Raw genomic sequence first — 22,867 nt, 5'->3', positions numbered from 1 at the left:
TTATATGCAACCTCGTCCCACGGCACGTGACTGCGCTTTCCCGCACCACCGCCTCGGCGAGAGGTCGGCACCACCGCTCCGCGGGCCCGGTCCACGTGACGGACGCCATAGGACCGCCGATCGGCGGCGTGCTAGCCTGATCCCAACATGTTCCGGGGACGGTGAAATTCCGTGCCGGCGGTGACAGTCCGCGACCCGAACGCGTCGAACGCGATCGGCTGACTCGGTGAGATTCCGAGACCGACAGTAAGAGTCTGGATGGGAGGAACATGGCGACCGCGGTCGTCGTGTCAGCGCTGGCAAGCGCACCACGCAGACGCCCGCGAACCGCGATGGCTGCACCCGCACGCTCCTCCCTCCCGGCATCGGCTCGGGAGGTTTTCTCATGGGCGCACCCGCCCACGACCACGCGGCGATGTCCGCCGCACTCACCGCTGCCCGCGACGGACGCCGCGGCGCGAACCCCCTGGTGGGGGCCGCCGTCCGCGCCGCCGACGGGCAGATCGTCACCGGCCGCCACCTCGGCGCCGGCACCCCGCATGCCGAAGTCGACGCGATCACCACGGCGAAGCGTCACGGCATCGATCTGACCACCTCGACGCTGTTCGTCACGCTCGAACCGTGCGCGCACACCGGTCGGACCGGGCCGTGCACGCAGGCGATCCTCGATGCCGGCATCCCCGACGTCGTCTTTGCGCTCCCCGACACGACCGAACCCGCCGGGGGCGGTGGGGCCATCCTCGCCGAGGCGGGGGTCCGGGTCCGCTCGGGCCTCGGCAGCGAGGAGTCGGCCGACCTCAACGCCCGCTGGCGAGCGGCGACGGCGCAGCGGCGTCCGTTCGTCACGGCGAAGATCGCCCAGAGCCTCGACGGGAAGGTCGCCGCCGCGGATCGCACGAGCCGGTGGATCACCTCGGCGGCCTCCCGGATCCATTCGCACAGTCTGCGCACCGAGGTCGACGCGATCCTCGTCGGCACCGGCACGGCGGCCGACGACGATCCGCGGCTGAGCGCCCGCGACGAGGACGGGGAGCTCCTCGACCCGCAGCCGATCCCCGTCGTCATGGGCCTGCGCGACCTCGCACCCGACTCATCGCTGGCGACCAACCCCGCCACCATCCACGTGCGCACCCGCGAGGTCGAGGTCGTGCTCGCCGAGCTCACCGCCCGCGGAATCCGGCACCTCCTCATCGAGGGCGGGCCGCAGGTGCTCGGTGCGTTCTTCTCCGCCGGCGTCGTCGACGAGGTGTACTGCTATCAGGCTCCGCTCCTCCTCGGGGAGGGCCTGCCTGGCATCCGCGGGCTCGACATCCCCACCCTCACCGAGGCGGTCGGGCTCATCCCCGACGACACCGCGGTCCCGGCGGTGTCCGTGCTCGGGCCCGACGTCCTTCTCCACTTCACGACGAGCAGCCCATGAGCGCCCCGCTCGCCGTCCACCACCCGTTTCGACCACAGGAGGAACCCGTGTTCACCGGAATCATCGAGGGCATCGGCACCGTCGTCGACCTCACCACACACGAGGACTCGGCAGTGCTCACCATCGCCGCCGGTGACGTCGTCGCCGATCTGCCGCCAGGCGGATCGCTCGCCGTCAACGGCGTGTGCCTGACCTCGGTCGTCGAACCGACCGCCGGAGGCGACGTCGGCTCAGCCGGGGGCGAGGCCGCGGGCGGAGGCGACGCCGTGTCTGCGGGTGAGGCCGCGGCTGCGGAGCCCGTCGTGTCCGTGGGCGCGGAGCCCGCCGCCTCAGAGACCTCGGCTTCGGGGCAGGGCACCTTCGTCGCCGAGGTGATGGGTGAGACCCTGCGGCTGACCGGGCTCGGTGCGCTGACTCCCGGCGACCCAGTCAACCTGGAGCGCTGCACCCCGGCGGCCGGTCGCTTCGACGGGCACATCGTCCAGGGCCATGTCGACGGCCTCGGCGAGGTCATCGCCCGCACCGACCACGCCGAGTGGACGACCCTGCGCATCGGCATCCCCGCCCACCTCGCACCGCTGACGGCGGTCAAGGGCTCGATCGCGCTCAACGGCGTCTCCCTCACTCTCACGGCGGTCTCCGAGGCCGTCCCGCCTGCGGCCGGTGTTCACGCAGAGAGTGTTCACGCTGAGGACGGCATCTCGGACGGTGAGGGCACCCCGCGCGCCTGGGTCGAGGTCGGCCTCATCCCGGCGACGCTGTCGCACACGACGTTCGGCCGTCTCCAGGTCGGCGACCCTGTCAACGTCGAGGTCGACGTCATCGCGAAGTACGCCGCGCGACTCCTCTCCTTCACCGCCCCTGACGCTTCGACGCCCCGGCCGCTTGCGACGACTGCGTCCGCAGACACCGCGGCCACCACGGAACCACCGGTCGCCTCGGCGCCGTCGATGAGCAATCCCATCCCTGTCACCACCCCTGCACCACAAGGAGCCGATCATGACTGAGACCGTTGCACCGCTCGGCGAGCCCACCGCCGGGCTCGACACGATCTCCCGCGCGATCGCCGAGATCGCCGCGGGCCGCCCGATCGTCGTCGTCGATGACGAGGACCGCGAGAACGAAGGCGACCTCATCATCGCCGCGGAGTTCGCCGACGCGGCGACGATGGGCTTCATCGTGCGGCACAGCTCGGGCGTCGTCTGCGCCCCGATGACGGCCGCACGGGCGGCCGCGCTCGACCTGCCGCCCATGGTCGCTGCGAACGAGGACCCCAAGGGCACGGCGTACACGATCAGCTGCGACGCCGTCGGAGTGACGACGGGCATCAGCGCGGCCGAACGTGCGCTGACCGGCCGGGTGCTCGCCGCCGAGACCCCCGACCCTGCCGCGATCACCCGCCCCGGTCATGTCTTCCCGCTCGTGGCGAAGGACGGCGGAGTCCGTGAGCGGCCCGGTCACACCGAGGCCGGCGTCGAGTTCGCGCGCCTCGCCGGGGCCCGTCCGGTGTCGATGATCGCCGAGGTGGTCCACGACGACGGCTCGATGATGCGCTTCGACGCCCTCCGCGAGTTCGCCGATGCGCACGGCCTCGTCATGGTCTCGATCGAACAGCTCATCGCCTACCTCGACGAGGATGGCGAGGACGCCGACGGTCCGGCTGCCGCGTCGGCCGAGGTCGGACCTGTGGGGCTCGGGCCGGTCGGCCCCGAAACGACCGCGGAGGCCTCCCAAGAGGTCCCGCTGCCGACGCGCTACGGCCGTTTCACGGCACGGGCATTCACCGTCGACGGGCTCGACCACCTCGGCGTCTACACCGGACTCGACATCGACGGCCCCGCGGATGAGTCGGAGAGCCCCGCTCCCCTCGTGCGCGTCCATTCGGAGTGCCTGACCGGGGATGTCTTCGGGTCGCATCGTTGCGACTGTGGTGAGCAGCTCGATCAGGCGCTGCAGACGATCGCCGAGGACGGCGGGGCGGTCATCTACCTCACCGGACACGAGGGCCGTGGGATCGGACTGCGCAACAAGATCCGCGCCTACGCCCTCCAGGACTCGGGGCTCGACACCGTCGATGCCAACCTCGAACTGGGGCTCAGCGACGACGCCCGGGACTACCGGGCGGCCGCGGCGATCCTCACCGAGATGGGGCTGACCCGGATCCGTCTGCTGACGAACAATCCGGCGAAGACGCAGGCGCTGGCCGACCTCGGGATCACCGTCGAGGCGGTCGTGCCGCTCGAGATCCCCGCGCGGCCGGAGAACTCGAAGTACCTCGAGACGAAGCGCACCCGCATGCACCACACGCTCCACCTCGCGTGCTGAGCGCCCACGCACCTGCACCGCGCCGTCGTCGGCGCGGCAGCGGCCCACCCATCGACCACTGACCCGACTCACCACCAGCCGGTTCACCACCGGCCCGAACCGCAACCTTTCGGCTCACGACGTGTCGACTCACGACTTGTCGACTCACCGGCCGACTCACCACATCGAGACCCACCACTGAGGAGCATCACTCATGGCACATCACGGAGCACCCGACATCACCCTGGACGCCACCGGCCTCAACGTTGCGATCGTCGCGGCGTCCTGGCACACGGAGGTCATGGACGGACTCGTCGCCGGCGCCGAGCGCGCGGCCGCGGAGGCACAGGCGACGACGACGCTCATCCGCGTCCCCGGCAGCTTCGAACTGCCCGTCGCCGCAGCCCGCGTCATCGAGAGCTTCGATGCCGTCGTCGCCCTCGGCGTCGTCATCCGCGGCGGCACCCCGCACTTCGACTACGTGTGCTCGGCGGCGACCGATGGGTTGAACCGAGTTGCCCTCGACTCCCGCAAACCCGTCGGCTTCGGAGTGCTCACCTGCGACAATGACAAACAGGCCAGGGACCGCGCGGGACTCGAGGGCTCTCGCGAGGACAAAGGACACGAAGCGATGACCGCGGCCCTGGCAACCGCCTCGGCGCTGGCGGACTACCCGGTCTGACCCGCCGCACCCGGCGCACCCGGCGGAGCGTCACGCCACCCGCGCAGCGATAAACCACCCTCGGAGCGTCACACCACCCGCGCAGGTCGCGAAAGGCACCTCAAGTGAGAAGTCGAGGACGCAGAGTGACGATTTCCGATTCGGATTTCGACACTCTGCGTCCTCGACTCTGCACGGCCGCCGCCGGAACGCCGCCGCCGGAACACCGACGCCGCAGGAACACCGCCGCCGCGCGGTCTCACCGACCGGCGGCGACTCCGGGCGTCAGAACAGCTGCCGGACGTTCGTGCGCGCGAGGTCGATGAGTTCGTCGCCCTTGCCCGAGAGCACCGTGCGGATGGCGTAGAGCGCGAAGCCCTTCGCCTGCTCAGCGGTGATCGACGGCGGCATCGAGAGCTCCTGGCGCTCGGTCGTGACGTCGAGGACCGCAGCCCCGTCGTGGTTGAGGAACTCGGTGACGACCGATGGGAGGTCCTTCGACTTCTCGACGCGGAATCCCTTGATGCCGACCGCCTCGGCGATGGTGGCGAAGTTGGGGTTCTCCAGGTCGGTGCCGAAGGTGACGAACCCGGCCGCCTTCATCTCGAGTTCGACGAAGTTGAGCGAGGAGTTGTTGTAGACGACGACCTTGACGGGCAGGTCGTTCTGGGTGAGGGTGATGAGCTCGCCGAGGAGCATCGCCAGGCCGCCGTCGCCGGCCAGCGCGATGACCTGCCGCCCCGGGTAGGCGGCCTGCGCACCGACGCTCTGGGACAGGGCGTTGGCCATCGACCCGTGGCTGAAGGAGCCGATGAGGCGGCGTTTGCCGTTCATCGTCAGATACCGGGCCGCCCACACGACGGGTGAGCCGACGTCGGGGATGAACACCGCATCGTCGGTGGCCGCCTCGTCGATGAGCTTCGTCAGGTACTGCGGGTGGATGGTCCGCTTCGACGGCGTGGCGAGCTCGTCGAGATCCTTGCGGGTCTTCGCGTAGTGCTTCGTCGCCGTCTTGAGGAACGAGCTGCTGCGGCCGGTCCTGATCAGCGGCAGCAGGGCGTTGATGGTGTCGGCGACGGTGCCCGTGAGCGCGATGTCGACCTTCGTCCGCTTGCCGATCTGCGACCCGCGCACATCGACCTGGATGACGGTCGCCTCGTCGGGGTAGAACTGCTGGTAGGGCAGGTCAGTGCCGAGCATGAGCAGCGTGTCGCACGACTTCAGGGCATGGTAGCCGGAGGAGAAGCCGAGCAGACCGGTCATGCCAACGTCGTAGGGGTTGTCGTACTCGACGAACTCCTTGCCGCGCATCGTGTGGACGATCGGCGCTTGGAGGGCGTCGGCGATCGCGAGGAGCTCGGGGTGGGCGCCTTCGGTGCCGGCGCCGGCGAGGATCGTCACCTTCTTGCTCCGGTTGAGGGCGGCGGCTGCGTCCTCGATGAGCGGTTCGGCCGGGGTGACGTGCGAGGGGAAGAACTTGATCTCCTCGGCGGCGGCGTCGATGTCGGCGAGGCCGACGTCGCCGGGGATGACGAGCACGGCGACGCCGCGCTTCTCGATGGCCTCACGCATCGCGATGCGCAATAGGCGCGGCATCTGCGAGGGGTGGGCGACGTGTTCTGCGTAGACGCTGCACTCGCGGAAGATCTCCGTCGGGTGGGTCTCCTGGAAGTAGTTCGAACCGATCTCTTCGCTCGGGATGTGCGCGGCGATCGCGAGGACCGGGACGCGGGAGCGCTGAGCGTCGTAGAGACCATTGATGAGGTGGAGGTTGCCGGGACCGCAGCTGCCGGCGCAGACGGCGAGCTCTCCGGTCAGGGCGGCCTCGCCGCTGGCGGCGAACGCCGCGCCCTCCTCGTGGCGGACGTGGACCCATTCGAGTTCGGGATTGACGCGCAGAGCGTCGGTGAATCCGTTGAGCGAGTCACCGGGGATTCCGTAGACGCGCTTGACCCCACTCGCGACGAGTGTGTCGACGATGTTTCTGGCGACGGTGGGCATGGTGCTCCTTCCGTGGAAACACGAGCACCGAAGCTCTGGCATCTGCCCCGGTGCGAGGCGTGGACTGCTGGTGCCAGTCTAGACTGGGGCCGCAGCCGCGGAACTGTGAGTGTGGCGACAGGATCGGTTGTGCGTCACACGCGGTGAAGAGGCTTGTCGGCTGCGTGTGATCGTCGACCGCGTCGGTGGGTGATTGCCGCTCTGCGTGCCTCCGGCAACGTGTAAAGCGAGTTTCCATGTCAGTGGAACGTGTAAAAGTTTCGCGATTGTTTTACACGTTTCACGTACGTGGCCGCTGTCCGACACATCGATCCTGCCGCATCTCAAGCAGGACATCACTCGTTTCTGGGCAGGCACCGCGACACCCGTTCACGTCCGCGCCGACAGGGCGGTGGCGGCGGTGAGGAGTGCCGCCATGGCGATCGCCATGAGCGAATATCCGCCGAGGAGGTCGGCCAGAGCCGGGCCCGCGACCGGGGCGAGTGCCGTGCCCACGGTGATGGGGGCGACGAAGACGCCGTTGACGGCCCCGAAGTTCGCCGTACCCCACCGGTCGGAGACCGCCGTCGCCTGGAAGAGCGTCATGCAGCCGCGGATGCCGCCGGTGATCATCGCGATGCCGATGATGAGCCAGAGCGGTCCGGGCACGAGCGCGAGCAGCCACAGGCCCACTGCGCCGGCGGCGAAGAGGAGCACCGTGCGGGAACGTGCGCTCGTGTGCCGTTCGATGCTCGGGTACCCGAAGCGGCCGGCGACCTGACCGAAGCCGACGAGACCGAGCGCGATCGCCGCGAGACCGTAGGCGGCACCGCGTTCGATGAGGACGGGGATGATGTTGATCGTCACCGCGAAGAGGGCGAACGTCGCAAGTGCCACGGCCAGCTGCAGGATGATGAAGCGCGGGCTGCGGGTGACCGCGCGGATCTCGGCCCGGGAGGGGCGCTGGTACCGCGCGGCGGCGTCGTCGGTCCAGCGTGCGTTGAGGAAGATGAGCTGGACGGGCAGGGCGATGACGGCGAGGATGCCCGCGAGGACGAGGTAGGTCGGCCGCCACCCGACCGTGCCGATGAGCCACGCGATGATCGGCGCGAACACGGTCGAGGCGAGTCCGCCGACGAGCGTGAGCATCGTCAGCGGTCTGACGCGCTGAGCCCCGTACCAGCGGGTGACGACGGCGAAAGCCGGCGGGTAGAGCGTCGTCGCCTGAGCGAAGCCCGCGAGCGCCCACGCCACGTAGAACACCGGCAGATTCGGTGCCACCGCGACGAGCAGGAGGGCCGCGACGCCGATGCCCGTGCCGGTCGCCATGATCGTCCGCGGTCCGTGCGCGTCGAGGAGGCGTCCCACGCGCACCCCGGCGACCGCCGAGACGATGAGACCGATCGTCAGTGCACCCGTCACCGTCGTCTCACTCCACCCGGTGTCCGCCGAGATCGGGGTGACCGCAACGGGCAGCGAGTAGTAGAGGAGTCCCCAGCAGACGAGTTCGGCGATGCACAGCCCGACGAGGCCGCCCCGAGGTCTGTCCGTCACACCTCCCTCACGCTTCTCTGCCGCCGAAGGTCGCCGGGTCGACCGGCCGATCCCGGCGCGGCATCTTCGCGACGACGAGGCAGTACGACTCGAGGACGAGATCGTGGAGGAGGTCCTCATCGAGAGCCGCCCGCGCCGAGGTGGTCCCCGGGTCGGTCCCGGCTCCGCCGTCATCGCCACCGCCGTCGCCGGTGGTTCCGCCGCCGGCTCCCGTGTCGGTTCCGTCGGCACCGCAAACAGTGATCCAGTGCCGCTTGTTCATGTGATAACCGGGCGTGATCTCCGCGTAGGCGTCGCGCAGCACCTCACCGTCGAGCGGGTCGATCTTCAGGTTCATGCTCGGCACTCCGCGCAGCTCGTACTGCATCATGAACATTCTGCCGCGGACCTTGAACACCGCGTACTCGGGCCCGAAAGGGTGCTCGATGACGACGGACGGATACTGCACCGCCTGGTCGTGGGCGAGTCGAAGCACGGTCACCGAGTCCATGCGTGGATGCTAGCAAAGGGCGATGACACGGGTTCCGTCCTGTCCAACGAACGAAGACGCGAGAACACTGTGGCCTCCGCGAGGCGACCCGCACGGTCAGCGGCGCTGATGCTCGCGGATAGTGCGCCGTTCGTCCTTGTTGATGATGGCGAGGAAGACCACCGCAATGAGACACAGCGCAATGAGCAGAGCGAAGGTGACGTCCCAGCCGAAGTGGTGGACGACGAGGCCGACTCCGCTTGAGGCCATCGTGGCTCCGAGCACGTACCCGAACAGACCGGTGAACCCGGCAGCCGTCCCCGCCACCTGACGCGGAGACAGGTCAAGTGCCTGGAGTCCGATGAGCATGACCGGCCCGTAGATGAGTCCGCCGATGACTGTGACCGTCACCAGCGGAATCCACAGCGGAACACCAGCCGGCGCCAGCCAGTACACAGCGGTCGCCGCAGCCACGCCGATCATGAACACGATGCCGGTGACCGATCGGTTCCCGCGGAACACCCTGTCGGAGAGCCATCCGCACAGAAGCGTTCCGACGATTCCCGCAAGCTCGAATAGCGAGAACCCGGCAATGCCTCCGGTCAAGCTGGCATGCCGGACTTCGGACAGGTAGACGGGAGTCCAGGTGAGAATCCCGTAGCGCAGTGCATAGACGCAGACGTTCGCGAGGGCCAACAGCACCATCGTGCGGTTGCGCAGCACGTACTTCTCGATCGCCTTCCACGTGCTCAGCGACTCCTGTTCGACGTCGTCGGCGTCCACCTTGGCCGGGTCGTCACGGTACTCCTCGATCGGCGGGAGACCCTGCGACTCAGGAGTGTCGCGGATGAGCAGATAAGCGATGAAGGCGATGACGAGAGCGACGATCGCCGGCAGCCAGAAGACCGAGCGCCAGTCATCTCCGGTCAGCTGCAGTCCGAGCGCGGCAAGGACTCCGACGAAGAAGCCGCCCACGTTGTGCGCGACATTCCAGATCGATGTCTTGGTTCCCCGCTCACTGGTGGAGAACCAATGGACGAGGACACGGCCGCTGGGCGGCCACCCCATACCCTGCACCCAGCCGTTGACGAACATGACGGTCGCGAACATCGCGATCGATGACGACAACACCGGCACACCGGCGAGGAGCAGGTTCGCGACGGCCGAGAGCGCCAGCCCGATCGGCAGGAACAGACGGGCGTTCGAACGGTCGGAGACGATCCCGGAGAAGAACTTCGAGAAGCCGTACGCGATGAGGGCGACGTTCGCGATGATGCCCAAGCCGACGGCGTTCATGCGGCCCTCATCGATGAGCAGGCTGCCCACCAGCGGCACGTTGTTGCGGATGAGGTAGAAGCCCGCGTAGCCCACGAAGATCCCGACGAAGACCTGGCCTCGCAGCCGCGGATAGCGTCGTGTGATCGTCTCCTCCGGCAGCCGCGGTGCGGGACCCGGTGCCGCGAGCCAATTCCACCCGGACTTCCGCCGCTCCTGCACTGCCTTGACGTCGCTCATGCCGATTATCGTCACCTATCCGAAGTTCACCGATTGTTCCGTTGTGGTTCACTCTGCATTCATTGAACCTCGAGATACGCTACACGACGTTGAGACGTCGGAATCATTCAGGCAGGGGCCAAGAGAAGAGCGCCCACGGCAGGCGGCTCCCCGGGGCCGAATCAGTGCAGCGCGGAATCAGCGCAGCGCCGCGTCGACGGCGGCGAGCGCCGTGTCCCAGGGGATCCGCTCCTGCTCGAGTCGCACATCCCCTTCGGAGCGCAGTCGGTCGAGCGCCCGCCGCTCCGACCCGGTGAGGCCCGGCAGGCTCCCGCGATGCGGCGTCGGTTCCCGCACCCACAGATCGCGGTGGGCCAGCAGCGTGTCCTCGTCCATGAGCAGCGATTCCACCCCGGGCAGATGCGCCCGCAGGCGGTTGAGGATGGCGAATCCGTGCGAGTCGAGATCGCCCCAGTAGACGACCCTCGCCGAGGCGGCCCATCCCAACCGTGCCACGACCCCGACCGTGTAGCCGGATCCGTGGATCGCGACGGTGCCGGGACGATCGGGCAAGGCGAGCACCGATTCGAGATTCTCGACGATGAGCACGGTCCGCGGCTTGAGGTCCAGCCGGGCCAGCTGGTCGACCGGGGCGGCGAGGTCCCGCAGCGGACCGAGCGCCATCGCCGGGTCGAGGAGACGCAACCGCACATGCGCCTCGGCGTCGAGGATGTCGAGCCCACCCGAGACACCCGTCAGTGAGAGCAGAGCGCGGACAAGTCCCCGGTGCGTGCCGAACCATTTCGAGTCGACGCCGCGGATCGGCAGCTGTCGAGGCCGCATCGTGCCGAGCGGATTCTCCGCCAGCCAGCTGACGACATCGATGACCTGGGCGAACTCGTCGTCACCGAGTTCGAGAAGACGCCTGGCCAGCGATCTCACGACTGCCGTGAACTCACCCGGATCCCCCGCGCCGCCGTGCGCAGCGGCCGTGAACTCGCCCGCAGCCGAGACCTCAGTCGGATCCTCTGCGACCCCGTCCGGTCCCACGGTCGTCTCGGCACCCTCAGATTCGGGAACGCCGTCGCTGCCGGGAACAGCGGAGTGCCCGCTCGTCTGCGGCCACCGCTGTCGGATCGCGCGCACCCGCGCTGAGAGCCGCCGCCAGTCACGCTCCGCACCTCCGCCGACGAACACCGCAACATCGTCCGGCATCGGAAACCGCACCCGCACCGGCACGTCCTGCCTGCCCACGGACTTCCACGCACGGGACTGCCAGTCGAGGTCGAGAGGGTGTGCGGCCGCAGCGGCCCGCCACGACCGCACCCAGGCCTCAGCGCCGGCGAGGTCGCGCAAGACCTGATTCTCGGTCGGCGGTTTGAGCCCGAGCTCGAATGCCGGTGAGCCGTGCTCCGCCTCGGCGGGTCGTCCGCCATGGACAGCGTCGACCTCGGCGAGGACCGCCTGCTCCCCTGCCCACTGGCCCATCCGGGTGCGCAGGCGCTTCTCGGCGAGCCGGCGCGCCTCGGCGACATCGATCATGGCCTCACCCTACCGAGCACTGTCCGCAACGAATCGAGCCCGGCTCGCACCCCTATCGACTGCCGACCCCGTCGTCTCCGGTCGCGATGGCCTCCCCTGTCGCGAGAGCGTCTGCTGTCGCGACCGTCTCCGCAGCCTCATCAGTCTCAGCGCCTTTATCGGCCTCGGTGCTCACACCCGGTTCCACGGTTGCACCCGATTCGGCCGCCGCACCGGACTCGACGAGGACAGGGTTGCCCTCCCCCGCCTCGGCGCCGGAATCAGCACCCTCCCCGTCGGCATCGTCACCAGCATCCTTCCCAACAGCACCATCCCCGTCGGTCTCCCACACCATGTTCGCGACGACGGACTTCGCGCGGGTGGGGTTGTCAATCGCCGCGGCGGCGCCGACGTAGGGCTCGATCGTCTGGAGGAGCTTCTGCGGGGTCGCGAGCACCATGTGGAAGCCGAACTCGACGAAGATGTTGAGCGCCATCCGCGTGTACCGCGAATCCGCCTTGTCGAAGGCCTCGTCGAGGATGATCGTGCCGTACTTCGCGACCGGTTCGTCCGGATCGGCGAGCTGGTAGCGCAGTGCCGCCGCGAGACAGAAGACGACGAGCTTCTGCTGCTGCCCGCCCGACATCGCCGCCCCGGAATCGTACGTCGCCTGCGGGGTGCCGTCGCGGTCGAGCTCCTCGGCGAGGAACGTCACGTGCAGCCGCGTGTCGAGGCACTGTGTACGCCACACGCGGTCGATGTGCTCGCTCGAGGCGAACCGGCGCATGATGTCGGCGAGGAGCTCGTACTTCATCTCCGCCGTCTCGAGGTCCTCATCACCCCAGCTGCCCTCGGAGATCGTCGCGAGGTCCCGCATGAACGCCTTGACCGTCTCACTCCGCCGGGTCTTCACGCGCAGGTGGAGGAAGCGATCCGTGTCGAACTCCGACCGCTGCAGCGAGGAGTTGACCGGGTCGACGCGGTCCTGGATCTCCCGCGGCGCCCCGAGGATCTCCCCGCGCAGCTCACCGATGAGATCCCGCGAGCGCTTCCGCAGCAGGTCGAGGAACCGTCCTTCGTGCTCGGGCAGACCATGGGCCTGGATCTCGGCGAGCATGTCGAGGAAGCCCTGCCGGTCCTCGACGTCGGAGGTGAGGTTCGCCGAGGCGGACGGCCAGGCCGCTTGGAACTGCGCTGCCAGCCGGGTGACGTCCTGTCCGGCCCCGGTCGCCCGGTCCGCGGCGGCGTCCCGTTCGTCCTGCAGCTGGGTCATGACGGCCTGTCCGACGTCGCCGAGGATGTCGCGGGTGATCTTGCGCCTGACCGCCCGGAACCGCTCCTCGAGCGCCGTGCCCACGGCCGCTGAGACCTCCGGGTACTCGCCGGCGGCGATCGCCTCCCGCAGGGCGTCGGCCGCGGCGGCGAGGCCGTCGCGGGTGGCGCGGGCGGTGCGCAGCCGGAAGCTCACGTCGTCGGCGCGGGTGCGCGCATCGTCGAGGGCGGTCTCCGCCTCGTCGCGGGCGCGGTTGGCGGCCTGGAGGTCGCTGTCGCCGGCCATGAGCTCGTCGAGGCGCGCCTGGAGGGTGTCGATCTCCTTCTGCGCCCCGTCGGTGTCGATGTCGCGCCACGTCTGTCGGCGGACTCCGGCGAGGAGGCCCCGGCGTTCGTTCGCCTTCGCGACGTCGGCCTCGGCGGTCTCGACGATCGTGCGCACGGCCTGCAGGTCCGCCTCGGCGGCATTGAGTTCGTCGATGAGGGCCTCGAGCTTCGCGTCCCGGTCCCCGAGCACCCACTGCGAACGGTCGTCGATGCGGCGCCGGTCGTCCTTCTCGTACCGGGTGCGCGAAGTCTTGATCTGACCGTTGATCGTCACGGCCTTGACGTGGTCGTCCATCTTGGACAGATGGTCGACGCACGCGTAGTCGTAGCGCTCCGACAGTGCCCAGCTCACCCACTCACCGACCCCGGTCTCCGCCACTCGCACCCGGTTGACCAGGGAGATCGAGCTCTTCGCGGGGCGCGGGGAGGCAGCGGTCTGCGGCACCTCCTCGAACACGAGGCGGGTCGTGATCCGGTGCGAGTCGACCCAGGATCGGACCGTGCCGAGGTGGTCGGAGCGGACGAGGAGCGTGAGCGCGAGCGGGCGGAGCACGCGTTCGATCGCCCCCGTCCACGCGGCGTGCTCGGGTTTGACCTCGATGAGCTCGGCGCCGAAGGGCAGCGCGGATTCGGGCAGGCCGACCGCCTCGGCGAGCATCGTGCGCACCTCGAGGAGATGACCGGGCACGGTGGTGCCGCTGCGGCGCAGGGCGGTGATCGCGGCTTCGGCGGCGGCGACGCGGGCGCGGGCTTTCGAGAACCGGTCGTGGTCGGCGTGGCTCGGGCCCGCCGGGGCCTCTGATCCGTCGAGGATGCGGGCGATCTCGGCCTGGAGTTCGGCGAACTCGGCGGCGGTCGTCGGGGCGTCGTCGATGCCCGCCTCGCTCAACTGCGTGCGCAGGGACTCCCAGCGGTTCTTCGCGGTCCGGCGGGTCTCCTCCCCGGCGCGGATCTTCTCGTGGAGGAACGCGGTCTCCGACCCGCCGAGCTCGAGGGCGGCGCGCTCGGCCCGCTTGAGGTCGTCGGCGGCGGCGCGCAGGGTGCGGTCGGCGTCGTCGGCCTCGGCGTCGAGGGTGGCGATGCGCTCATCAAGGGTCGAGCGCTCGGCGTCGAGGAGGTCGAGCTCCCGACGCTTCTGGAACGGAATGACGCTCGCGGCGAGTTCGCGCACCTCGGCGACGGCGGCGTGCGCGGTGTCGTATCTGGTCGCCGCGTCGCGCAGGTCGAGGAGGTGATCGCGCTGGTGACGGAGCTGGACGACGTGTTCGTGGGCGTCCTTGAGGTCGCCGAACTCATCAACGGCGGTGTCGGCGAGGGCGAAGGTCGCCGGCGGTTCGAGCATGTGCTCGCGGAAGAGCTGATCGAGGCTGTCGAGGTGCTTGGCCGACTGCGTCTTGTGGAGGAGCTGGAGCGCGGATTCGTGTTCGATGTCGAAGAGCGAGCGCATCCGGGCGTAGAACCGGCCGTGGGCGCCGTTCGAGGTGATGACGGCGTCGGGGTGGGCGGCCTTGAGCGCCCGGGTCTGGATCCCGCCGAGCGCGTATTCCTGCAGGTCAGCCAGGTCGATGCCGGAGCGGTCGAGGAGGCAGAGGTCGGAGACGTCGGAGTTCTTCGTCCCGCTGCCCTTGACGAAGAACAGGCGGGCGAGCGTCACCGGCGGATCGATCTCGTTCTCGAAGCGCAGGACGATGCCGCTCCACGTCGCGTGCGGGCGCAGGTAGCGGCTGACGACGCGGTCCTCCTCGGCGTCGGTCATCCGCGTCCAGGCCCCGCGGACGTAGCTGATGATGCTCCGCTGCTCGGTCCGCGCGCCCGCGGTCTGGGCGGCGACGTTGAAGCGCAGCCATTTGTCGGGCGTGAGCACCGAGGCGATCGCGTCGAGCAGCGACGACTTCCCGGAACCGGAGGGTCCGGTGATGAGCTGGCCCTGCCGGGAGACGGGGATCGTGTGGATCTCCCCGTCGAAGGTGCCCCAGTTCGCGAGCTGGATGCGGCTGAGCCGCCACTGCCCCGACAGCGCGGCCGTGACCTCGGCGTCGGGTTCGGGGACGCCGTCGAAGACCGAGCCGCGGGCGTCCTCGGGCAGGATCGAGAGGAGGTCGGTCTCGTTCATTCCGCGTCCTCCTCGGTGGTGGTGTCGGGGTCTGAGGTGTCGGGGTCAGGGATGTCGGGGTCTGTGGTGTCGGGGTCTGGGGCAGGATCGACCGCCTCGGCGCTTCCCTCATCACCGTCGCCGGCTCCGCCGTCCTCGCCGGCGGCGATGCGCCGGTACGTGGCGGCGAGTTCGCGGACGCGGTCCTCGTCGATGAGGAAGCGGACCATCGGGGAGATCTCGAAGCGCTCGTCGCCGACCTTGTGGAGGACGCGCAGCCGGTTCGACATCCGCGCCCACGCGCCGTTGAGGTTGCGGAGGAACGTCGATTCGTCGCCGGTGCGGTAGATCATCAGGGAGTCGTAGACCTCGTCCTTGCCGACGATGACGCGCCGTTCCCCGGGGGCGGCGAGGAGGAGCTGGCGGAGGACGAGGAGCATCGCGGTGTCGATGAAGGTGAGCCGTTCGCTGCGGACCGCGCTGGGGACGTCGATCTCCTCGGTGACGACTTTCCGGGTGAACGCGAATTCGTCGACGGGGTCGATGACGAGGTCGAGGAAGAGTTCGTGGAGGCGCGAGCGCACACTCGTCTCATCGGCGATGAGCGCGGCCCACAGGCCGGGGTTCTGGGCACCGGAGACGTAGGGGCCTTTGAGGAGTTCGAGGAGGACGCGGCGGGTGCGTTCGTGGAGGGCACCGGTGTCACCCGACCACAGACCGGTCCCGGCGGGCCGATCGTCGAGCGGCTGCTCGTCGGGATCGGCGAACTCCGTGCGAGGGGAGGTCACGTCGTCCCGGGCGGTCGCGGTCGCCTCGGTGCCGGCCGGAATCTCCTCCCGGTGCAGATCGTCCTGGCTCAAACGGGGATCTCCTTCGTGAAGAGGCAGCGGTGGGTCGCCGCGCGGCGGGGCACACCGTCGGTGCCGGTCCAGGTGAGGACGTCGGCGGTGGTGGGGTCGACGGTGCCGTGGGTGGTCGCCAGCGAGACCAGCCCGACCACGCTCGCCAGGCCCTGGCTGGCGGGGAAGCGGTCGAGCACCTCGGCGACGGTGATGTCGGTGGCACCGGCCAGTGCGGTGTTGACGTTGTCGGTGAGTTCGGTGAAGTCGATCTCGGATTCGCGGGCGACGCGGATGAGCTCGCCGAGGTCGACGGTCGATTCGCCGGCGGCGCTCAGGGCGACGCCGGCGTCGAATTCGTCCGGGTCGTGCAGCGTGACCTCGCCGAGCGAGGAGATCGGCACGGTCGAGAGATCGAGGGCGACCCCGGAGTCCGCGTAGGGTTTGCGCTGCTGGGCGGCGGGCACCGCCTCGGCGAGAGCGTCTTGGAGGAGGGTGCGCATGACACGGTCGCGCTGGAATTCGTGGGAGTGGACGTAGCGGCGCAGGCCGCGGGCGAAGTCGGACAGCGCGCTGTGGACCTCGCGGCTGCCGTCCTTCATGTCGCGCATGAGTCCGCGCAGGGTGCGTCGGGTGGCCAGGGGCAGGGAGCGGGCGAAGTCGCGGTCGAGGATCGCCGAGACGTCGTCGTCGAAGGCCGAGGACTGTTCGGGGTCGCGGACGAGTCCGGAGAACGCGGTGAAGGTGCGGCCCTCGTCGGAGGATTCGATGAGGTCGACGCCGCGGAAGATATCGTCGAGGACGTGGGTCTGGGCGTCCTCGGAGCTGAGGATGCTCGTGCGCAGGTCGTGGTTGAGCTCTTCGAAGCGGGCACGGACGCGGGCGAAGTCGGCGGGCAGACCCTGGGCCTGGCCGAGGATGTCGCTGACCCTCTCACCTGCGCGTCTGCGGTCGAGCGTGGTCGACATCGCGTCGCCGCGGCGGACGCGGGCGATCTCGGCGTCGATGCGGTCGCGTTGGGCTTCGAGGGAGCGCAGGCGCCGTGAGGTGTCGGGGTCGGTGTCGATCGCGAGCTGGCGGACGGCCTGGGCAAGGGCGACGAGGCGGGATTCGGTGGCTGTGCGGGGCGGGGTGCGCAGCTGTTCGAGGATGCGGATCGCGTCGAAGCCGGCCGCGGAGAGTTCGTAGGTCTCGCCGCGGGCGCCGGTGGCAGGGCGGCGGATGATGATGTCGGCCCGGCGCCAATCGTCGCAGTAGGCCTTCGCCGTGCGGGTGCCGAGGTCGAAGTGGTCGCGCAGCTCTTCGAGGTCGGCGTCGATCGCCTCGTGGACGTCGTCGGTGGACAGGCGGCTGCCCGGACTGCCGAGGAGGCCGCCCAGGGTTGCGGCCATGATCGCGAGGTTGTCGGCCCGCAGCATGCGCAGGGTCGCGTTGTCGTCGATGAGGCGACGGAACGCGAGCGCGGAGGACAGAGCGGACATGGCCTCCATTGTCCCGCGCGGTGCCGGGGCGGGGAAATCGGGGCTCGTGCCTCGCTAGACTCAGGAGCATGTCTGACCTGCCGCCTCATCTGCTCGTCGCCGCGCTCGGCGGCACCATCGCTTCGACCGCTGACGGCAGCGGAGGGGTGGCCCCGGCTCTCAGCGGTGCGGAGATCGCCGCGGCTGCGGGTCTCGATGAGATCTGGCCGGATCTGCGCACGGATTTCACGCAGGTCGCGCAGGTCTCGAGCGCGAACGTCACCCTGGACATGCTCCTCGACGTCGCGCAGCTCGCCCGGGAGACCGAGGCGCACGGCATCGTCCTCACGCAGGGCACGGACACCCTCGAGGAGAGCGCCTTCGCGCTGTCGCTGCTCAATGACTCAGAGGTGCCGATCGCCGTCACCGGTGCGATGCGCAATCCGACCCTGCCCGGTGCCGATGGTCCCGCGAACGTCCGGTCCGCAGCGCTGACGGCGCTGTCCCCGCAGGCGCGGCATCTGCCTGTGACGCTCGTGTTCAATGACGAGATCCACGATCCGCGGCATGTCCGCAAGGCGCACGTGTCGTCGACGGCGGCGTTCTCGTCCGGTCCGGTGCTCGGCGCGATCGGGTGGATCAGTGAGGACGTCGTCCGGGTCCCCCATGCCCCGGCCGTGCTCACCTCGCCGTTCGCCCGGCGGGATCGCCCTGAGGCGATCGCCCCGGTCGCGCTCGTCGAGGTGGGGATGGGTGAGCCCGCGGAGACGTTCGCCCACCTCGCCGAGGCGGGATTCGCCGGCGCGGTCATCGCCGGGGTCGGCGGTGGTCACGTGCCCGAGCATCTCGTGCCCGCGGTCACCGGCCTCGGCGCACAGATGCCCGTCGTCCTCGCCTCCCGACCGGGGGCCGGGGCGAGCCTCACCCGCACATACGGTTACATCGGCGGGGAGATCGGCCTGCTCGAGGCCGGTCTCCTGCCCGCAGGCGTCCTCGATGCGCGGAAGGCCCGGATCGCACTGACCCTGGCGCTGAGCTTCGACGTCGACCCCGCCGAGGTGTTCGCACAGTTCTGATGAGCCTCGGCGTCCTTACGGACTTCTGGTTCCGGCGGTGTCGGCGATGCGCTCCTCGTCCTGACAGCTTCGACCCTCCGTGACGTCCAACGCCGCCGCGTCATCAATGGCCGTTTTCGAAACCGAGCGCCTGAGCAGCTGAACGGGAAAGACGTCGATGTCGTCTCGACCCAACAGTATGCGGGTCTCCTCCATGAGCCCAGATGCGCATCAGCAGATTCCCGTCGGCAGGGTCCATATCGACGAGAATGTCGATGTCACTTCCCTCGACGGCGGTTCCCCGTGCGACTGACCCGAACAACCTCGGATTCGTCGCAGAAAACTTCGTCAGCAGCTGCTCGAACTCCTGACGTTTCACGTCGATCAGCTCGCGCAGGGCAAGCGATTCGGGTGTCACGGCGTTCGTCGACATGCACCCAGGAAACCGGGCACGACCGGACTGATCGACGAAATCGGCCGCCTCATCCGGCCGCCAGGAACCGAACCGCGCCGACGATCAGGACCGCTCACACCTCCGCCACCAGCCGGCAGAGAAGGAGTGGCCCCGAGCCCGGAGGCTCGGAACGACGAGCCCCTACTCCCGCTCCCCCACGGCGACGACCATCTTGCCGAAGTTGCCGCCGGTGAGGAGTTCGTTGAAGTACTCGGGCGCCCGGTCGAGACCGGATCGGATGTCCTCCCGGTAGCGGATCCTGCCCTCCTGGATCCATGTGCTCATGTCGTGGAGGAACTGCTCGCCGAGGCGGTCGACGAACTCCGACTGGATGAACCCGCGGAAGGTCAGCGACTTCCGCAGGATCGCACTCATGAGCAGACCCGTGCGATCGGGCCCCGGCGGGAGCTCGGTGAGGTTGTAGGAGGAGACGAGACCGCACACCGGCACGCGCGCGAAGGGGTTGAGCAGCGGCACGACCGCTTCGAGGACCTTCCCGCCGACGTTCTCGAAGTAGACGTCGATGCCCTGGGGCACCGCCTCGGCGAGTTCCTCCTTGAAGTTCGGGGAACGGTGGTCGAGGACGATGTCGAAGCCGAGCTCCTTGAGGTGGTTGACCTTCGCAGGCCCGCCGGCGATGCCGACCGCGGTGGCCCCGACGATCTTCGCAATCTGCCCGACGACCGACCCGACGGGTCCGGTCGCGGCGGCCACGGCTACGGTCTCGCCGGGCTTCGGCATCCCGATCTCGAGAAGCCCCGCGTATGCGGTGAACCCGGGCATGCCGAGCACCCCCAGGGCGGTGCTGATCGGCGCGATCTCAGGGTCGATCCTGCGCAGCTGCGACGCCGGCTCGATCGAGTACTCCTGCCATCCGCCGTAGCCGAGGACGATGTCACCGGGTTCGAAGTCCGGCGACTGCGACTCGACGACCTCGGAGACCGTCGCCCCGACCATCACCTCGCCGAGCTCGACGGGCTTCGCGTACGACTTCGCATCCGACATCCGTCCGCGCATGTACGGATCGAGCGAGAGATAGAGGGTCCGCAGCAGCACCTCGCCGTCGCCGGGAGACTCGACCGGCACCTCGTCGTGGAGGAAGTCCTCGGCCGTCGGGGCGCCCACGGGGCGGGAATTGAGGCGGATGCGGTGGTTCGTCGCCATGTCAGTTCAGTCCTCTCATCTGCTGTCCGGTCTCCTGTAACAACCGCTGGGGATACGCTGATGTTCCCGCTGACCAGGAGAAATTGTGCTCGCCGAGGCGGTGGTGCGGTCCGCAGTCTCCCTCGCCGAGGCGGTGGTGCGGTCCGCATCCGGCCCGGCCGCAGTGCGTGTGGCGGAGTCGTCGACTGTCGCAAGCCCCAGTCGCAGTCTCGCCTCCGGTTCGTGCGGACCGAACCCCGCGAGGTCGAGGGCCACATCCTCCCATCGGGGATCGAAGGCCCACCGGAACTCCTCGAGACGATCGAGGATGAGCGCCCCGTTGGCCCGGACGGTGTCCGACCACTGACGCGGCCAGTATCCGTACGCACCCGCCGCCGCGATCTCGTGGACATCCTTGAACACCGCGCCTCGGGCGCTGAGGCTGCCGTCGGGCCGGTGGAGGGGCTCATCGGCGAGCGGGAACGTGATGTCGAGGATGAGATCGCACGTGTAGACCGCCTCGGCGGTGCGTCGGTGGGTCGTCTCGAGATTGACGTACCACTCGACGCGGACCGACTCGGCCGACGAATCCTCCGCAGCCGATGACACGGTGGGGGCCGGTTTGACGAGCACCCACACGGAGAAGGGAGCGTTCGGCGGGGCGAGCTTGAGCACGCCGTGGCCCTGCCAGCGGGCGGGGACCATGATCCGCTCGGGGGCCTTCCCGCGGGGACGGAAGCGGACGTCGAGCGGGACGTCGTGGGCGCTCATGCCCTCCCACCCGACGAGACCAGTGTCGACGACCTCGGTGCCGCCGGGCATCCACAGCACCGCACCGTTCGGGCCGTCGTCGATGACGCGCATCGGCCGGCGCACCTCGACATGGTCGAGGTCGTAGTCGAAGCGCCTGTAGGTCCAGGTCACCGCCTGACCCGGAGTCCAGAACGGAGGCTCGCCGAGGCGCGTGGCAGCCGCGGGGACCGGGATCTCGAACGGGTCGCTGAACTCCATGATCGCAGTCTAGGGTGGCTCACTGCGCGCACCCTGGGGATGGGATTCGGCCGTCTGCGCGCCGCGTCAGTGCTGCACAGTGTCGGTCCCACGCCGCGTCAGTCCCGCGCCGCGTCAGTCCCGCGCCGCGTCAGTCCCGCGCCGAGTCAGGGCTGCACGGAGTCGGTCCCGCGTCGCGTCAGTGCTGCGCAGTGTCGGTACCCCGCCGCGTCGGTACCGCTGGGTAAGGTGGGGACATGATCGCACCACCCCGCAGCGACGCGGAGATCCCGACCTACGTCGAGGCGCTCGGGCTGCCTGGGCTCGCCGACATCCATGTGCACTTCCTCCCGCAGAACGTCCTCGACAAGGTGTGGTCGTACTTCGACGACGCCGAGGCGAACTACGGCCGGCCGTGGCCGATCCACTACCGCTATGACACCGACACCCGCCTGCGGATCCTCCGCGAGCTCGGCCTCCAGGCGATTCCCGCGCTCACGTACCCGCACCGACCGGGCATGGCCGCATGGCTCAACGACTGGAACCGTGACTTCGCCGCCGACCACCCGGACGTCATCCACTGCGCGACCCTCTTCGCCGAGCCCGAATCCGCCGACTACGTCCCCGCCGCCCTCGCATCCGGGGCCCGCCTGTTCAAGGTCCACGTCCAGGTCGGCGGGTTCGCCCCCGATGATCGGGTCCTCGATCCCGCATGGGCGGCACTGTCCGAGGCGCAGGTGCCCATCGTCATCCACGCCGGTTCCGCACCGCTGCCGGGCACCTTCACCGGCCCCGAGGCGATCGCGCGAGTGCTCGAGCGCTTCCCCGCGCTCAACTTCGTCATCGCCCACATGGGCATGCCCGAATACGAGGCGTTCGCGGGTCTCGCGGAGGCCTACAGCGGCGTCCATCTCGACACGACGATGTACGTGTCCGGGTTCTTCTCCTCCCCCGCCGAGGTGACCCCCGCCTTCCGCGAGCGCCTGATCTCCCTGCAGGACAAGATCGTCCTCGGCTCGGACTTCCCGAACATCCCCTACCCGTACGCGGATCAGCTCTCCGGGCTCGCCGGCCTCGAGCTCGGCGACGAGTGGATGCGCGCGGTGCTCTGGGACAACGGCGCGCACCTGCTCGGGCTGAGCGGAAGGGAGGCCTCCCTCGCCTGACCGCCCTCACCATCGCTGCCGACGGTGAGGGTCGGGCTCACGGCCGATCTCACCCCTCGCGCGGCACGCGGTCGGCTCCGACGACTCCGCGCAGCAGGTCCTCGTCGATGGGGGCCCCGCGCCGGATGACGCTGATCTGGCCGGTGGGTTCGAGGATGACGCACGCGACTTCGGACAGCTGCCTGATCCCTGCCAGTCGCAGCTTCGAGATCACCTCGGCGCGATCGACGTGCGCCCTGGCCATGGTGTCGGCCAGGAACTCGCCGCCGGCCATGAGCACGACCGCGGGACTGTTGACGACGCCGTCGATCCGGGCATACCGACGCGCCTGGCCGGTGAGCGCCTGGAGGATGAGCAGGGTCCCGATCGCGAGCACTCCGGCGGCGAGCGTCGGAGTGTCCCCGAGGATGGCCCGGCCGACGATCGCCCCGAGGGCGATGATCGCGGCGAGGTCGAAGCTCGAGAGGTTCGCCAGCGCCCTCTGCCCGACGATCCGGACGAGGACGATGATCCCGAGGTAGAAGACGATGCAGGAGACGACGATGCGGACGGCGTCGACGCCGTCGAGTCCGAATTCCATCCAGTCCATCGCGTGCTCCCTCCCTGCGCGATCCTACTCGGGAGAGGACCGGGCGGACGCGATGAGGTCAGAGGAGCTCGGCCGTC

The 22,867-nt window shown here is 69.3% G+C and carries 18 protein-coding genes and 1 riboswitch; of the genes, 6 read left to right on the top strand and 12 right to left on the bottom strand.

Features of this window, described 5'->3' with window-relative positions; translation table 11 throughout:
* Nucleotides 1-144 precede the first annotated feature (144 nt).
* Nucleotides 145-274: riboswitch (FMN riboswitch) on the top strand.
* Between the two features lie 111 nt (nucleotides 275-385).
* The 4 genes from ribD to ribH all read left to right on the top strand — a co-directional run bounded on the left by ribD (nucleotide 386) and on the right by ribH (nucleotide 4,406).
* Nucleotides 386-1,420 (top strand): bifunctional diaminohydroxyphosphoribosylaminopyrimidine deaminase/5-amino-6-(5-phosphoribosylamino)uracil reductase RibD, encoded by a 1,035-nt coding sequence (gene ribD, locus FFS20_RS03160; protein ID WP_249356561.1) that lies wholly within the window; start codon nucleotides 386-388, stop codon nucleotides 1,418-1,420.
* A complete protein-coding gene (locus tag FFS20_RS03155) occupies nucleotides 1,417-2,427 on the top strand; it encodes a riboflavin synthase (protein ID WP_249356556.1) in 1,011 nt (336 codons plus the stop codon). Before ribD ends, FFS20_RS03155 begins: the two co-directional genes overlap by 4 nt.
* Nucleotides 2,420-3,745: a 3,4-dihydroxy-2-butanone-4-phosphate synthase gene (ribB, locus tag FFS20_RS03150; protein ID WP_137824488.1), complete on the top strand. Its 1,326-nt coding sequence runs from the start codon at nucleotides 2,420-2,422 to the stop codon at nucleotides 3,743-3,745. The genes FFS20_RS03155 and ribB overlap by 8 nt, the downstream gene beginning before the upstream one ends.
* A gap of 193 nt (nucleotides 3,746-3,938) precedes the next feature.
* Nucleotides 3,939-4,406, top strand: a complete 468-nt coding sequence (gene ribH / locus FFS20_RS03145; protein WP_137824487.1) for a 6,7-dimethyl-8-ribityllumazine synthase — start codon at nucleotides 3,939-3,941, stop codon at nucleotides 4,404-4,406.
* Nucleotides 4,407-4,670: 264 nt separating this feature from the next.
* Here the strand turns inward: ribH and poxB are convergent, their stop codons facing one another.
* The 8 genes from poxB to FFS20_RS03105 all read right to left on the bottom strand — a co-directional run bounded on the left by poxB (nucleotide 4,671) and on the right by FFS20_RS03105 (nucleotide 17,414).
* Nucleotides 4,671-6,386, bottom strand: coding sequence for a ubiquinone-dependent pyruvate dehydrogenase (poxB, locus tag FFS20_RS03140; protein ID WP_137824486.1), 1,716 nt, complete (start codon nucleotides 6,384-6,386; stop codon nucleotides 4,671-4,673).
* A 369-nt stretch (nucleotides 6,387-6,755) separates the two neighbouring features.
* A complete protein-coding gene (locus FFS20_RS03135; protein WP_137824485.1) occupies nucleotides 6,756-7,919 on the bottom strand; it encodes an MFS transporter in 1,164 nt (387 codons plus the stop codon).
* 7 nt (nucleotides 7,920-7,926) lie between these two features.
* Nucleotides 7,927-8,409 carry an MmcQ/YjbR family DNA-binding protein gene (locus tag FFS20_RS03130; RefSeq protein ID WP_137824484.1) on the bottom strand — a complete coding sequence of 161 codons (483 nt, stop codon included), beginning with the start codon at nucleotides 8,407-8,409 and terminating at the stop codon, nucleotides 7,927-7,929.
* Between the two features lie 96 nt (nucleotides 8,410-8,505).
* Nucleotides 8,506-9,903 (bottom strand): MFS transporter, encoded by a 1,398-nt coding sequence (locus FFS20_RS03125; RefSeq protein ID WP_137824483.1) that lies wholly within the window; start codon nucleotides 9,901-9,903, stop codon nucleotides 8,506-8,508.
* 177 nt (nucleotides 9,904-10,080) lie between these two features.
* Complete coding sequence (locus tag FFS20_RS03120) at nucleotides 10,081-11,424, bottom strand: DUF3322 and DUF2220 domain-containing protein (protein ID WP_137824482.1); 1,344 nt, start codon at nucleotides 11,422-11,424, stop codon at nucleotides 10,081-10,083.
* A gap of 52 nt (nucleotides 11,425-11,476) precedes the next feature.
* The gene (locus tag FFS20_RS03115) at nucleotides 11,477-15,115 is read right to left on the bottom strand and encodes an ATP-binding protein (RefSeq protein ID WP_137824481.1); all 3,639 of its coding nucleotides are present in this window, start codon (nucleotides 15,113-15,115) and stop codon (nucleotides 11,477-11,479) included.
* Nucleotides 15,112-15,954, bottom strand: a complete 843-nt coding sequence (locus FFS20_RS03110; RefSeq protein ID WP_249356553.1) for a DUF4194 domain-containing protein — start codon at nucleotides 15,952-15,954, stop codon at nucleotides 15,112-15,114. Before FFS20_RS03110 ends, FFS20_RS03115 begins: the two co-directional genes overlap by 4 nt.
* Entirely contained in the window at nucleotides 15,951-17,414 is a 1,464-nt protein-coding gene (locus tag FFS20_RS03105) for a DUF3375 domain-containing protein (protein ID WP_137824480.1), read from the bottom strand. Before FFS20_RS03105 ends, FFS20_RS03110 begins: the two co-directional genes overlap by 4 nt.
* 68 nt (nucleotides 17,415-17,482) lie before the next feature.
* Between FFS20_RS03105 and FFS20_RS03100 the strand changes: the two genes are divergently transcribed.
* Entirely contained in the window at nucleotides 17,483-18,469 is a 987-nt protein-coding gene (locus tag FFS20_RS03100; protein ID WP_137824479.1) for an asparaginase, read from the top strand.
* A gap of 103 nt (nucleotides 18,470-18,572) precedes the next feature.
* On the opposite strand, the gene FFS20_RS03095 is transcribed toward FFS20_RS03100, so the two are convergent.
* From FFS20_RS03095 to FFS20_RS03085, 3 genes are all read right to left on the bottom strand, one after another.
* On the bottom strand, nucleotides 18,573-18,881 hold the full coding sequence (locus FFS20_RS03095) for a nucleotidyltransferase domain-containing protein (protein WP_249356550.1): 309 nt from the start codon (nucleotides 18,879-18,881) through the stop codon (nucleotides 18,573-18,575).
* Nucleotides 18,882-19,043: 162 nt separating this feature from the next.
* Nucleotides 19,044-20,066: an NADP-dependent oxidoreductase gene (locus FFS20_RS03090; RefSeq protein WP_137824478.1), complete on the bottom strand. Its 1,023-nt coding sequence runs from the start codon at nucleotides 20,064-20,066 to the stop codon at nucleotides 19,044-19,046.
* A gap of 15 nt (nucleotides 20,067-20,081) precedes the next feature.
* Nucleotides 20,082-21,056: a DUF402 domain-containing protein gene (locus FFS20_RS03085; protein WP_137824477.1), complete on the bottom strand. Its 975-nt coding sequence runs from the start codon at nucleotides 21,054-21,056 to the stop codon at nucleotides 20,082-20,084.
* A 236-nt stretch (nucleotides 21,057-21,292) separates the two neighbouring features.
* Between FFS20_RS03085 and FFS20_RS03080 the strand changes: the two genes are divergently transcribed.
* A complete protein-coding gene (locus tag FFS20_RS03080) occupies nucleotides 21,293-22,201 on the top strand; it encodes an amidohydrolase family protein (protein WP_137824476.1) in 909 nt (302 codons plus the stop codon).
* A gap of 49 nt (nucleotides 22,202-22,250) precedes the next feature.
* Here FFS20_RS03080 and FFS20_RS03075 read toward each other — a convergent pair whose 3' ends face one another.
* A complete protein-coding gene (locus FFS20_RS03075) occupies nucleotides 22,251-22,790 on the bottom strand; it encodes a YetF domain-containing protein (RefSeq protein WP_137824475.1) in 540 nt (179 codons plus the stop codon).
* Nucleotides 22,791-22,867 lie beyond the last annotated feature (77 nt).

The sequence above is a fragment of the Brevibacterium sp. 2SA genome, assembly GCF_005502845.1.
Taxonomy (GTDB): Bacteria; Actinomycetota; Actinomycetes; order Actinomycetales; family Brevibacteriaceae; genus Brevibacterium.
The sequence above is the reverse complement of the archived record's forward strand: the minus strand, read 5'-3'. Positions and strand labels throughout refer to the sequence as shown.